Source organism: Gemmiger sp. An50, assembly GCF_002161595.1.
GTDB lineage: Bacteria > Bacillota > Clostridia > Oscillospirales > Ruminococcaceae > Allofournierella.
This window is the reverse complement of the sequence record NZ_NFID01000007.1, coordinates 72,731-86,614: the sequence shown is the minus strand read 5'-3', so window position 1 is coordinate 86,614 and position 13,884 is coordinate 72,731. Positions and strand designations below refer to the sequence as shown.

General features: G+C 44.6%; 9 protein-coding genes. 7 read left to right on the top strand and 2 right to left on the bottom strand.

Going from position 1 to position 13,884, the window contains the following annotated elements; genetic code table 11:
• Positions 1-261 precede the first annotated feature (261 nt).
• A complete protein-coding gene (locus tag B5G03_RS08075; RefSeq protein ID WP_087181217.1) occupies positions 262-1,641 on the bottom strand; it encodes a DNA primase family protein in 1,380 nt (459 codons plus the stop codon).
• The gene (locus B5G03_RS08070) at positions 1,619-2,239 is read right to left on the bottom strand and encodes a CHC2 zinc finger domain-containing protein (protein WP_087181216.1); all 621 of its coding nucleotides are present in this window, start codon (positions 2,237-2,239) and stop codon (positions 1,619-1,621) included. Before B5G03_RS08070 ends, B5G03_RS08075 begins: the two co-directional genes overlap by 23 nt.
• Before the next feature lie 218 nt (positions 2,240-2,457).
• On the opposite strand from B5G03_RS08070, the gene B5G03_RS08065 reads away from it, so the two are divergent.
• From B5G03_RS08065 to B5G03_RS08035, 7 genes are all read left to right on the top strand, one after another.
• Positions 2,458-3,306, top strand: coding sequence for a hypothetical protein (locus tag B5G03_RS08065; RefSeq protein WP_087181215.1), 849 nt, complete (start codon positions 2,458-2,460; stop codon positions 3,304-3,306).
• Positions 3,307-3,337: 31 nt separating this feature from the next.
• Complete coding sequence (locus tag B5G03_RS08060) at positions 3,338-4,249, top strand: recombination protein NinG (protein WP_087181214.1); 912 nt, start codon at positions 3,338-3,340, stop codon at positions 4,247-4,249.
• 665 nt (positions 4,250-4,914) lie between these two features.
• Positions 4,915-5,121 carry a helix-turn-helix domain-containing protein gene (locus B5G03_RS08055; protein ID WP_087181213.1) on the top strand — a complete coding sequence of 69 codons (207 nt, stop codon included), beginning with the start codon at positions 4,915-4,917 and terminating at the stop codon, positions 5,119-5,121.
• 159 nt (positions 5,122-5,280) lie between these two features.
• The gene (locus tag B5G03_RS08050) at positions 5,281-6,801 is read left to right on the top strand and encodes an ATP-binding protein (protein WP_087181212.1); all 1,521 of its coding nucleotides are present in this window, start codon (positions 5,281-5,283) and stop codon (positions 6,799-6,801) included.
• Positions 6,802-6,808: 7 nt separating this feature from the next.
• Positions 6,809-8,776: a DEAD/DEAH box helicase gene (locus B5G03_RS08045; RefSeq protein WP_087181211.1), complete on the top strand. Its 1,968-nt coding sequence runs from the start codon at positions 6,809-6,811 to the stop codon at positions 8,774-8,776.
• A 16-nt stretch (positions 8,777-8,792) separates the two neighbouring features.
• Positions 8,793-10,421: a hypothetical protein gene (locus B5G03_RS08040; protein ID WP_087181210.1), complete on the top strand. Its 1,629-nt coding sequence runs from the start codon at positions 8,793-8,795 to the stop codon at positions 10,419-10,421.
• A 23-nt stretch (positions 10,422-10,444) separates the two neighbouring features.
• The gene (locus tag B5G03_RS08035; RefSeq protein WP_087181209.1) at positions 10,445-13,882 is read left to right on the top strand and encodes a helicase-related protein; all 3,438 of its coding nucleotides are present in this window, start codon (positions 10,445-10,447) and stop codon (positions 13,880-13,882) included.
• The last annotated feature ends 2 nt before the right edge of the window (positions 13,883-13,884 follow it).

The window sequence follows — 13,884 nt, the reverse complement described above, 5'->3', positions numbered from 1 at the left end:
TCCATCACCCGTACCTTCCGACTTTTCCGTTCCGTGTGACTTGGCCTGAAACCGTGTATTTTTCCATGATTCCATGCACTCGGTTCGCTGTTTCGAGAAGCACGGTTTCGCAAAATTATTTCTTCCAACCGTCAAATACTTTCCGATTCCCACTTGTCTTGATTTGCACCTCCGATTTTGCCAGTGATTTTTGATATACAACCGCTGAATTACTATAAAAGAGAGAACAAGGGTCAATCAAAGCGTACGTACGTACACGGTTCAGCGCCGCCATTCCTCTGGCACATCTTCCGGTACGTACGTACGCATCGAATCACCAGAAAACACTGATATATGATTTCTCACCAGTACCTCAATCCCCAGAAATCCACGCACCCGCCGTCCGGCTGCGTTGGTCACATTGTTGCAGTATTCCAGATTGTAGCGGCTCTGGCAGGCAATCAGGGCTTCGCTAAAGCTGCGGGGTTTCAGGGTAGGCAGATTGTTCTCGGTGCAGTAAATCTGGTACGCCTCATACAGCTCTTTGGAACTGGCAGATAGATCGGCTTTCAGGCGAACATACCCGTCAGAATCCAGAAAATCATAGACATTGTTGTTGTCCCGTTTGACTGCCTCCCGGTTTTCTCTGGTGCGGTCACTTTCGGTAAACTTGAAATTGTTAGCGGCCAGCTGCTGCAATCCCTCAAAAGCCCACAGCAGGATGCCCTCCACCTCGGCTTTCATCTTCTCGGCAAGGTCGGGATCATCCACACGGCCAGCAGGCTTTTCTTTTGTGGTCAACACCAGCTGGCGGCGGTAAAATCCGTCGCTCCGGTCAAACAGCGCCTGCAAATCTCCGTTAGAGAAAGCCAACAGCCTGGCGCACATCCATCCTTGATAGCTCTGCTTGCCCTTGCGCTCCAGATCCATCTTGCCCTGGGCGGTGACGATGGATTTCACATAGTTGGTCTGGCGCAGGGCCTCCATCCGCATATCGTCATCCACACACAGGAGGATATGCTCCAGATCTGCACGGGCAAATCGGTTCTCCGATACTTTTCCTATGCTGCCGTCCTTCATGTTTACACCGAATAAACGCCCCAGAACAGCGCCAATCTGGCTCTTGCCTTCACCACCGTTTCCCTTGAGAATCATCATCCGCTGTCCCTTATTGCTGGGGATCAGGCAGTAGCCGATATATTCCTGCAAGGTGGGAATATCCTCCGGGTAGAGCAGACCATCCAGAAATTGCAGCCAGAGAACAGGTTTTGGGGCGTTGGGCTTGTAGGACACGGGGAAACGGTTGCGGACGATTTTCGGCTTTCCCTCCGCAAAGGTTCCATCCAGAAAAAGCGTCCCGTTGGAAAGGTGAATCCGGTCCGGCTCCGGGGGAAAATCCTCCACCAGCGCCGCCAGCTTCATCAGCTCCACAATGTTGCTGATTTTGCGGGGAATATTGCTGACCGCACAGCATTTCAGCTCCTCAAAAATTTCTCCCCGCAGGGGCAGTTCATCGGTCACACGGCCTTCGGGCGTGAAAAAAGCCCCGTTTGTGAAGATGATCTTGTGCGTCTGCAAGAACTCCTCACAAAACAGGGCTTCGTTGATGCTTTTGCCATCGAACCAGACGGGCATCCCGTCAGGCTGCTTGTTCTTTTTCATCTCTCTGTTCCTCCTTTCCCAAACTCTCCAGCCGTTCCTCCAAACCTGTGATCAGACCATCCTTGTTCAGCATTTCTACGATTTTTACCCGTTGTTCCAGCTCGGCGGCAATGAGCAAATCTGCCAGATACTCCACATAGTCCAGCATCTGGCAGGCTTCCACAAACCGGTCATCCAGAACATCTTCCGGTGTCTTGGGTGTGTGCTGCACCTTCCAGCTTTCCAGAAGATGCAGATAATCGCACAATACCCGCAGGCAGCGCACTTCCTCCTGCCGGTATGCTTTCAGCAGAGGACGTTCCGGTTTAGGCAGGGCAGCTGCCGCAGGGGGCTTGTCCGGGTCAATCCCGAAATCCTGCGCCAGCTTCTGCGCTGCTTCGTAACTGCTCAGGTCAAACAGCCTTGCCACAAGGTCGATCACATCGCCGGTGGCCCCGCAGCCGAAGCAGTAAAAATACCGTTCATTCAGCTTCATGCTGGGGTGCCGGTCATCGTGGAAGGGACAACAGGCCATGCCGTTTCGGCTGACTTGCAGCCCATAATAGGCCGCAGCTTCCGGAACACGGACAACTTGTTTTATCAGTTCAAACCATGTCATTGCTGCTCACTCCCTTCTGAAAGAAAATCCTGGGTGCCGTTTTTACCATAGAACCTCTCTTTCTTGCGCTTCCCGCGCAGTCGCTGTATAATATTGTTGTAGTTCCGAAAAAAGTAATCTTATTTTAGATTACCCTTTCACTAATAGGAGAAATCCGGGGTGTAAAACGGAACCATTTTTTAAAAAATCACAAAATATTTTTTGAAAGAGGTGAGGTCATGGCGTATCTGTCTGATGACGAGCTTCTGGATACCGAGGGTGGCTTCACCGGATGGGACGATGGGACAGGCGCTGGAGCAGAGGAAACGCTGGAACAGGCGCTTACGGAAGAACGTCTGGCCGAGCTGGAAAGCGAGCTGGAGCAGGACGAGCATCCCATCGACTATGAAGCGGAGCTGGAGGACGAGGAAGAAGAAGCCGCCCCGGTCAGCGAAAAGCGGCTGAAACGGGAGATCCGGGCCGAAGCCGTGCGTCGGCTGGAGGAAGCGGCCCGCACCGAAAAGGACTTCCGGGTCATCGTAGGGGAATGGGACAAGCTGGATTGGAACCGGGAGCGCCGGGAACGGGACCATGAAAACCTTCGTGGGGATGTGCCGCTGGAATATCAGGCGGTGCCGGAACCAAAGCTCATTCCCCGATGGATGAACAACCCTGCATACCGGCAGCTGATGGCCGGAAACTTTCTGGACATCCTGTTTGACTGCCCCTATGAGATGCACAACCTGACCGCCGATGCCTTTGTTTCCCGCATGGTGGAGGAACTGAGCGAGGAACATAAGGAAGTTCTATATTTTCTCTCTTTGCGGCTGTACAGCACCACCCGGTTTGCCGCTGTGCGTGGGCAGTCTGACCGCAACATCCGCAAGCTGCGGAAAACCATCCACAAGAAATTGCAGCGCCAGATGTATGACCATCTGTGCGGCAAGCAGGAGCATGGCGGCAGCCTGACCTTGCGGGAACGCCAGTTTTTGGAGGAATACTCGAAAATCGCAAGGAAACAGGGCAAGGATGCCGTGATCCGGCGGGAGAACAAGACCAAGCGCAGAAAAAAGAAAAACCGCCCCTGATAACTGGGACGATTAAGGAGAAAGGGCGTGTATGATGAGAAATTTATTTGAACAATCCCGTTCCCATTGGGTGCGGTACGATCATTACGAGCTGAAAACAGCGGAAGATGGCAAGCGGTACATCACCCCCGGCAAAAACGCAAAGCCGGATGTCTACAATCCGCTGAAAGAAGTCCCCAACATTGTGCTGGATGCGCTGAATGTGGGGATGCTGATGATGGGACGCAAGCCGGAGGCAGAAGTAGAAAAGGCGATAATGGAGTTTGTCACCCGGTACGGGCTGCTGGGGTTGATGACCGCCCTGCCCACCACCCCGTCCTTTATGGACTATGAGGCGGTGTACCTGCCAAAAAATCACTTCATTAAGGAAGAATCCATGGTGACAGACAAATACCTGTCCCTGTTTTACCCCTTTGACCAGCTGGACTTGGTGAAGAAAGGCATTGAATCCACGTGGAATGTGTCGGGAGATCGGACGATGGTTGCCCTGACCATGACCTTCATGGACGAGCCGATGGCAAAGAACATGAGCTTCCAGCGGGAATATGCGGAACCCTACGATTGGGTTGCCCAGCAGTTCAAGGACTGGGCGTTTACTCTGTCTACGTCCATCCTGTACTACAATGACTTTGATTCCACCGACAAGGATGCAAGGGGACTATACCGCAAGGCCATAGCCGCATTTGGCGGGATCGCTCCCAGCTACCACATCGAGTTACTGGATAAGCCCACCATCTACTGGGATTTTCACTCCCTTCTGCTGGGTATCCAGATGATGTTCAGCTTCATGCTGGTGGACGATGACCAGCCCCTGCGCTTGTGCAAGCACTGCCAGAAAGTGTTTTTGGGCAGCCGATCCAATGCAGCCTTTTGCAGTCCACGGTGCAAGAATCAGTATAACGTCTACAAGAGCCGTGAGAAATCCAAGGGGGAAGCAGACTAATAAGGACGCTGTTGCTGCGGCGGGACGTGGGGCTTGATATACCTCTGCTTCCTTTTCCGGACAGGCGGATTTTGCCCTCTGTGCAAATCCCGATTTCGTCCGTGACCGTACAAAATCCGCCTGCCCTACTGCCGTCGAAAAGTGCCTGCCTGCTGCCCATCCGCCCAAGTCGCAGATGACGCAGTCAGCCCCTTCCCGGCGTCAGCCGGAAGCAAAGGTATAACACACTAGACTTTCCTACGGAAAATCGTGTGCCAAGGATGGCTCTGCCCTCCTTTGGAAACCTCCTGCCAGGGGGACCGCTGTTCCCCTCTGGACACCCCATGCCAAAAGGGTGCTGCTCGCCCCTATTGGATGTCCCAGCGCCAAAGGGGCTGCACCCCTCTGGACTCCCTGCCTGCTCGTGCAGTGGGTATCCATCCTGTTCCCACACGATGGATACCCCCCAGCCAGAACAGGGAAAACAGGCACAGAGATTTGCCCGGTTAGCGGGCAGATTTCTGTGCCTATTTTGTTCAGCGGTGGCTGGGCAACGCACACCCGGAAGCCATGCAGAATACTCGGTCTTGGTTGGAAATTTTCGTATTGAAGTGCGAAAATCGATTGTCCTAAATCCCAATACCTGGTATAATAAAACAGTCGAATTCTCTGACGGAGGTATCCATATGGCCATCTCTTACAATAAACTCTGGAAATTACTCATTGATCGGAAAATGAGCAAGGCAGACTTACGCCGAGCGGCGGGAATAGCCCCCAATACCATGACAAAACTGAACCGTGATGAAGAAGTAACCCTGGAAACATTGGGGAAAATCTGCACCGTGTTAAAGGTCAATGTTGGAGATATTGTAGACATTTTTCCGGAATGCTAAGTAAAAAGAAAAGCATGACCAGACAACAACTAAAGATGTTTTCTGTTATAACACAGGAATATTAAACACCCTTGTTTGGATTCGTTGTTTTGTTTGCGATAAGCCAAACAATTATTAGTTGTATTAAATATTTCAGAGATATTTGTGGAGGTGTTTGCCGTGGCTGATGAAATTGTCCAAGTAGGTAAATATACATTGGAGTCTTTGACCACTGGTATGTACTCAGATCCCAAAATTGTATATAGAGAATACATTCAAAATAGTGTAGATTCTTTGGAACACGCAGTTTCTCTTGGCTTGCTCGAACAACAGAGTATGCGTATTGATATAGTTGTCAATTCTGAAGAATCCTACATATCGATTAAAGATAATGGCACAGGAATACCCGCTTCCGAGGCTGCACAAACACTAATGAATGTTGGTAGCTCGAAAAAGAGAAACACGAATAATCGTGGCTTCCGTGGGATTGGTCGTTTAGGTGGAATGAGCTATTGTGATACGCTTATTTTTACTACTTCCGCAGAAAATGAGAAAGTAAAAACCATAGTTTCGTTCAATTGTAAAAAGCTGCGGCATTTACTTGTTCCGGGTGAATATGAAGATATGAGTCTGTCAGCCGTCTTGGAAGAAATAACGACCATAGAGACATTTCCCGAAAAGGAAGAAAAGCATTACCTCTGTGTCGAAATGGTTGATGTAAACGGCTTCTCTGATTTGCTTGATATAGACGCAGCTAAAAGCTATATTTCCCAAGTTGCTCCCTTGCCGTATCAATCCAGACACTTTATTTATACCTCTCAGCTAAAATCTTATTTGAATGATAATGGGTACATTGTAGAAGAGTTTCCCATATTTGTAGGAGAGAACGAATCGGATTTAGAGCCGGTATATAAACCCAATAAGAGTAGATTCAGGTCAGATCGTGGCAAGCGAACAGTTGATGAAATATCAAGTATGAAATACTTTGATGTTACCATTGATGGTGAATTATATGCCTTAGGCTGGTACGGTAATTGTGGCTGGTTTGGCTTTTTGTCTGAAAAAGAAATCTCTGGTTTCCGCGTGAGAAAAGGAAACATTCTTATAGGTGACAATCACACCATGAATGCTATCTTCAAGGAAGCACGCTTTAATGGATGGACGCAAGGCGAAATATTCATTGTTACCGACAAACTTATTCCTAACGCCAGACGAGATGATTTTGAGCAGAACGATGCTTACTATAAATTTATGGAAGCTTTGAGCAACAGTGTCGGAATGGAAATTGCTCGTACAATCAGAGAGGCGTCGTTAACTCGTAACAATCCGAACGCGAAGGCGTTGCGAGAAATTGAACGAAAAATTGGTGAGGCTTCCACCGCTGTCGCAGAAGGATTTAACTCTACTGTCGATAAAGAAAAGATGGTCACTGCGTTGACTGAAAGTGCGGCTTCGCTTGCGGGATTGCGCGTGAGTGAAGATTTAACTTCTAAGAAGAAGGAACTTCAAGAAAAGATAGAAGCAGCTATCGAAGAGGTTTCCGAGAGCAAAAACTTTAAGATAAACCAAATCAATTCCGGAATTGATAAGAAGAGCAAACAAGTCCTCAAAGTAGTAAGTGATATTTTATCAAGAAAGCTTGCCAAAGTCCTTGTCGATGAAATAATCGAGGACATTGTAAAAGAGCTGAATAGAAAGTAGGACTATTATGGAAATTCTCCCTTCTGAATATCAAAACATCGAACTTTCGAGATATGAAAAAATGTTTGTGCGCCATGCTATTTCCAATGATGGTTATGGCTTTCTTTTGCTGAAAGTAAATCCAACAATGATCGAAAATGAAAGTATGAATGTTTTGATATCTTCCAGAGGGGTAGTGTTTTTCAAGTTCTTTGAAGATTTCTCTGACGCATCTCTTTTTGGAGCGACTATGCAGCCGTATACGCAGTTTGTTTACCCCACTGCGAAAAAGATAATTTCCGAAAAGCTTCTTGGAAACAAATCTCTTTCTAAGAACGCAAAAGCCCTTAAATTCCCAATAAACATTGTTCATGTCTTTCCTAATCTTAAACGAGCTGACATTTCAAAAATGGATATCAGTGCTATTTTAGATTTCGTTCAAAAGCAATGTTTGTTTTCTGAGGACTTTTCTGAACTTCGTCAAGGGTTTGGAGCAATTATAGATCGCGTGTTGGATAACCCTATAGTCCCTGTTTCTGATACACCATTGCTTATATCAGACTTGAATGTAAACTCTGTGATGCAAAGGATTTCCCCAGAGTATGTTACTGTTCGTGTGGCTTGCGTTGACACAGCAGATTCTACTCCCGGTGTTGATAGCGAACTACTGGTTGTTGATGAAAAGGATGTAGTGGTAAGAGCCTTCCGTTTGGACAAGGAGCAAATCAACATCGTCAATCGTATAAGCAAAGATGACCCTAATCAGCTCATTTTAGCGTGCGCTGGATCTGGCAAAAGTGTTTTGCTCATATCGAAATGCTTTAAGGCAGCGCAAATGAATCCAAACAAGAAGTTCCTTATCACTTGCAGAAATGAGAATCTACATTCTCTTTACACATGGTTTATTGATCGTGCCGGACTACGAGAGAAAAATGTAGAATGCATGACCTTTCATACTCTGTGTAAAAAACTCCTTGAGAAGAATGGATTTACTGCAAAATATGGTGATTTTGATGGATGGGTATCATCTGTAATCGACAAGCTCAACCGAGGACAAATCCAAGATCGGTATTACGGTATTTTTATCGATGAGGTACAAGCATTTGAATCAGAATGGTATAAATTCTGTTATAACCTATTGGAGAACAAGAATACCAAAGATCATATTTTCGTTATCTGCGGCGATAAAACACAGCGATTGGAGAAACTAAAAAAACGCGGACAAGCCCCTTGGCAAGTTGGAGATGGATATCCCAATTATCGGGGGGGAAATAAAAATATCAGGATTGAAAAGAACTATAGAAACTGCATAGAAATTAACGAGTACATCAACAGGTTTGTTTCCAATGCAAAGCAATATTTGTATCAAATACAGGAAGATTACGAAATTGACCCGGATATGTTTCTGAGGGGGCAAGCAGTGTTTCACGGTGATGGAGTAAAGTACATCCAGCTTCCAATAAAAAAAGCAAGCTGTGAAATAGACACTATTGTTCAAGCAATAAACAAGATCCATGATGAAAACGAAATACCCTATGATGAAATAGCAGTTATCATGTATCAGGGTCAATATCGGAAAAAAATAGCAGGCTGGTTGGATAAGCAATACTATCTGCAACAAACACTGGAAACGAGACTGCGACTCGAAGATATTCCTTGCTGCCGCCTCTACTCTACAGATGCAGGATGGCAAGATCATTTCGGAGAGACCGGTGGCGTTAGATTGATTAAGTTTCAATCAACTCTCGGCTTGGATTTCCGAGCCGCAATCATTTGCGGTTTAGTCCCTCTGGGAGAATACGACGGGATAAAGAATCCCAACTGGGAGCATCTGAAAACAAAGGAAGAGACCTATTCAAACGCTATTGCAGCAACCCAAAGCTGCATTCAAAACTTGTATGTTGCTTGTACGCGAGCTAAAGAGGTCCTTTATATAATTGCTCCGGAGACTGAAAACGAATCCGTTTTCATGAAAATGTTAAAGGATTCAATCTAACGAAAGGTAGGCATTTATGAAACTCATAGAGAATGAAACAAAATTTACCCATAAAAGTATGCCTTCCTGGGGTGTGGGTATTTTCCGAGAGTCAGACGGCACTTACATAACTATTGATTTTGAGAATGCGGGTATCAAAAAATTCGGTATGAAGAGTATTGGTACCACACTTATGGTTGTGGAAGAAAAGGCTGAAAAAGTTGTGGCTGAATCCAAACCTATTTCACAGACTACTTATGTTCCCGTAAACGCTCAGAACGGTGCGCTCATTCAATATGATGGAGAGAGTGGAAGCATCGCCGGTAAAAATATAATTGAAGCCTTTGAAGGGAATGACTCTGTTATCTTCAACGAGTCATATATCATTATTGGTGAATACACAGAAGCCCTCAAAATTCACGCAATGTATGATTTGACAATAATGGGCGATGTAACTGCGCAAGAGTGCGTTGTAAACGGTTCATTGACGGTTATAGGCAATGCTCGTATCAAAAACATAACTTGCCAGAATGGATTTATTTGCAAGGGAGATCTGTACTCTGAAAAAGTATATGTCGGTGGGAATTTGATTGCAGACTCTGTTGTCTGTGATGAATTGATTTGCGATGGAAACGCTGCCATTCAGACTACTGCCAATATCAATCAGGTAGCACAGATTGCCAAGACAATCGTTGCTTGTGAAGGTATTATGGGTGCAGGAAAGTTTACAGCGCAGAACGCCATTGCAAACGAATATTTTGAATTTGACGGGGATTATGAAGGTAAAATACTTGAGTTAGAGACAGATGAGACAATATGCGATACTGTTCCTCAAAATTCGGATTCCTACGATACCGTTGAAGATGTTATTGCCTTGGCTAATAAAAAGCTGACCGAAGAATATGGCAAGTGTAGTTCGCTTGATGAGGAACAGCTGATTGACCACTTGCGCTTCTTGAGCGGCATTGAGAACAAAGAGTTGAAGGTTTTGCCTATTGTCGAGCCTTTGTTTTCTAAGCTGGCAGATTTGTCTTATAAAAGCAGAATTGAAACAATCGAGGAATATTTGACCGTCCTCGTTGCTAAGGAATTACTACCTGATGAAGTCTTCTCCTACGAGTCTATTGAGCATATAGGGAAATTGTATCTATCGAAGGCTCATGATGAAATAAGCAATCTCATTTTCGAACCTACGACTATAGAACAATTTGCGCGAGTGCTTTCAATGGCAGTAAAGTTTGAAGAAGAGCTGTCAGACGACTGGGAAATCATGATGGATATGATATTTGAGTCTGTAGGACTTAAATACTCTACCGTCAGCTCCATGATTCGCAGAAATAAACCAAAAGAAACTGAAACCACTGTTCCCTCAGGACCTCAGCCAGTGTCAAGTGATGCTACAATGGATGATGCTCCTAAAACGGATGCACCTCACATGAAGAAGTCTGATTTTCTTGCTAAAAAGCTTAGTCATGCCGGAAAGAAATTCGGGCTTACCGATGTTGAACTTGAGCGTATGGCAACAATCAAAATCAGAACTTTTGATGACTTGGTAAATGCGTCCGACGAAACCCTTACCAAAGTCTTCGGCAAAAAAGTATTCTTGGCAGATCACTTGATTCAAACAAGAGATAAGATAATTGAGAAATTAGTAGACATGGAATAAACTCCGCAAGCGAGGTGAGATAAATGGCAAATGTAAAAAGTGTTGCTCATGAATTGCTGGCACAAGAAATATTGAAGAACTTCAAGGGCAAGATCACTGGTGATAATGCAGACTATATCGTTGGTGAAAACCCCGAAAACCGCTATTTTGTAGGTAAGCTTTTGCCTGTGAACGATTCACAGACATCGTCTTGGGGGTCAGATGTCTTTATCGAATCGATAGGAGCTGACTTCTACATTACGCCGGATGAGATCTCTTCGGCGCAGCTAACCATCTATCCACGAGGAGATTTTTATTACAGGGCATATCCAACTCTTGAGCAACAGCGTACTACTATGTTGCAGAAAGCCAATGAACTATTTGAGCCTCGCTTTACAGATTTTGAGGAATTGGTCTCTAAATATCAGGAAGACCCTTCTGCTTTTTCCAAGGTGAAGGAAAAGCTTGTTCCCGTATATAAGAAAGTACAGATCCATAAAAACCATTTCTCACTTGTGCTTTTGCTGCATGAGCTTCTGAAAGGCAATCCTCAATATGGCTATGCAGATGCAAATCACGCTCAAAATAAGCAATTCGAGCAGTATCTCAATGACCTTCAATCAGCAATTATGGAGGATGAATATTGCTATACTCACGAGTTGTATGAAAAAACGACCTTGAAAGATTTACTTTCTGAGGAAGACTATAAAAAGTTTATAAAGAAGAATGCAAAACAAGGCACTCCCATTCGTCAAAATTGGAATGTCTATATTGACATAACCATCAAGCTTATTAAGGACAAGTATTTGATTTCTGTCGCGTTGGTCAACGGATCACAAGTTCAGTCCAACGGTATCACACATAAGTCTAACAAAAAATCAAATGACAAGCCGACCATTGAGACATTGTTTAATTCTGGTATGAAGATCCACCTTGATGGGGCAGCGTTTTCACCTATAGAGTTAGACTTTTTCGCTGATGACTATAAGTACAATAGCAGCCAGCAAGCAGTAGGAAATAATTGCTCCGTAATCTACGATGAAGAAAGTAACTCAATCATCACAAACCATTTGCCCATCTTCGTACAGAAAAGGCTTCTGACGAATGATGAACTCGCAGTATCATTCCAATCACTAATCGATCAGCCTGTCTCCACTTTGAAAGATATACACAGGAAGATGCTTGCAGAACACAAAAAATGGCAGCGAAAACTTGAGGAAAGGAAGCCGTCCCTATCCGAAATCGGAATAAAGAATATGCAGGAGGAAATCGACGAATTTGCACGAGAAATCCGTCGTTTTGAGTTCGGCATAGAAGTTATCAATGATTATCCGATAATCATGAAGAGCTTCGTGAACATGAATCGGACATTTTTGAAAACCTCAAAGAAGTATAGCACTTGGAGATTGTTCCAGATTGTTTTTATTGTCTCTCTCGTGCCGGACATTGCTGCTTGCGATGAGAATGTTCTGCTTGATTCACAAAAAGATCAAACAACGCTGAATGAGGTCTCTCTTTTGTATTTTCCTACCGGTGGTGGTAAAACAGAAGCTTTCCTTGGTGTCTTAATTTTTAACCTGTTTTTTGATAGATACAGAGGAAAGGAATGCGGAGTAACATCTATTTTAAGATATCCTCTTAGACTTCTTTCAGTCCAGCAAGTGCAGCGTCTTGCCAATGTATTGGCACAGGCAGAATTGATTAGACGAAGCGATGCAACAATATCTGGAACAGAAGAGTTCTCTCTCGGCTATTTTGTTGGTGATGCAAACACTCCTAACAAAATTGAGAAAAAGAATGTTCTTAAATATCGAACAAGTTCCCAAGCTGCTATGGACGAAGAACGCATTATTGACATATGTCCGTTCTGCGGAAAGCAAACCGTCCATTTGAAATTTGATGAGGATAGCTATCGCTTAGTTCACTATTGCGAAGATGCAAAATGCCCTTCTAACGGGGTTTTGCCTATATACATGGTTGACTATGAGATATACAGATATCTTCCTTCTGCCATTATTAGTACAGTCGATAAGCTTGCAATTTTAGGCAACAATCCGAGCTTTAGAAATATTCTCTCCGGGGCTTCACGCAGATGCCCCAAGCATGGCTTTACCAGTACAACAAAGTGCATGGTTGACAGAGAGTTTTGTAATATTGAGGCATCTGACCTTGAAGAAGTGGAAATGTATGACCCTGCACCTACCCTCTTTATTCAGGATGAGCTTCACTTAATCCGTGAAAGCTTGGGTACATATGCTTCTCACTATGAGTCGTTTATAGACTATTTTGTCAAAAATGTTTCTCCGTCTCGACGCCCAATTAAGATAATAGGAGCTACTGCTACAATTTCTTCCTATGCAACGCAAATAGCTCAGTTGTATAGCAAGGATCCTATTCGGTTTCCGTGCGCATCGCCTGACCTCAAGCGAAACTTTTATTCCTATATTGAAGAAGATGACACACAGCGATTAATCATGGGGTATGCACCTTATGGAAAGGCAATTATCAATTCTGTAGTGTATTCTTTGAAGTATATGCGTGAAGTGGTTTACGACTATAAGGAACATCCGGAAAAAATATTAGAAATACCGGGCATAGAGATAATAACCATCGATGACGCACTTGAAATTCTAAGGGATTATTGGATTTTCCTTGAGTACAACAATGTAAAAAGAGATGGAAACAATGTGGAGGGTGCGTTTGAAACACCCATCAATGTTGAGCTGAGAAAAGCTGGCATTACTCCATTCAGCACCCGCAAGATGACAGGCGACGAAACATTCCAAGATGTTAGAGAAGTGTTGTCTCAGGTCGAAACCAATGAGGATGTTTTCAATGGTGTGAACTTAATTGTTGCTACGTCTATGATCTCACATGGTGTAGACGCTGACCGGTTTAACATCATGTTCTTCTATGGTATGCCCGGTAACACAGCGGAGTACATCCAAGCATATAGTAGAACCGGCAGACGCCATTCCAGTATTGTGATCGATATCATACGCCCTTCCAGAGAGACTGACCAAAGCTATCTGAAAAACTTTGTAAATTTCCACGAGTTTAAGGATATTATGGTTGAGTCAGTACCTATAAATCGCTGGGCAACAAAAGCTATTGACTGCACATTGCCAGGAATTTTCACCGGTTTGCTGCTTACTAAATATGATCCGGAACTGCAATTTGCTCATGGCTCGCTGTTCTTCATGAATAACATCAAGAAAGCGATTGTTGCTGGCAGCTTGGATCCCGACACTGTGCGAAACGAACTTAAAATGTCATATGGCTGCACCGTCGCTGGTGAGGTATATGAACTTGGTAATCAGTACAGGGCTAAAATTGATAGTTTCATAGATGATGTTTTTGAGAAAATAGCGGATAAAAACTGGGAAAAAGAAAACATATTCTCTGGATTTGAGCTGATGGGCTACCATATCATGAATAGCTTGCGCGATACAGACCCTCAGTTGATTATTGAGCTTGAATAAGG

Bases quoted from the DNA above. Each gene is read 5' to 3' on its own strand.
- B5G03_RS08075 (WP_087181217.1), bottom strand. From the start codon at position 1,641: ATGAAAAAGAACAAGCAGCCTGACGGGATGCCCGTCTGGTTCGATGGC.
- B5G03_RS08070 (WP_087181216.1), bottom strand. From the start codon at position 2,239: ATGACATGGTTTGAACTGATAAAACAAGTTGTCCGTGTTCCGGAAGCT.
- B5G03_RS08065 (WP_087181215.1), top strand. From the start codon at position 2,458: ATGGCGTATCTGTCTGATGACGAGCTTCTGGATACCGAGGGTGGCTTC.
- B5G03_RS08060 (WP_087181214.1), top strand. From the start codon at position 3,338: ATGATGAGAAATTTATTTGAACAATCCCGTTCCCATTGGGTGCGGTAC.
- B5G03_RS08055 (WP_087181213.1), top strand. From the start codon at position 4,915: ATGGCCATCTCTTACAATAAACTCTGGAAATTACTCATTGATCGGAAA.
- B5G03_RS08045 (WP_087181211.1), top strand. From the start codon at position 6,809: ATGGAAATTCTCCCTTCTGAATATCAAAACATCGAACTTTCGAGATAT.
- B5G03_RS08040 (WP_087181210.1), top strand. From the start codon at position 8,793: ATGAAACTCATAGAGAATGAAACAAAATTTACCCATAAAAGTATGCCT.
- B5G03_RS08035 (WP_087181209.1), top strand. From the start codon at position 10,445: ATGGCAAATGTAAAAAGTGTTGCTCATGAATTGCTGGCACAAGAAATA.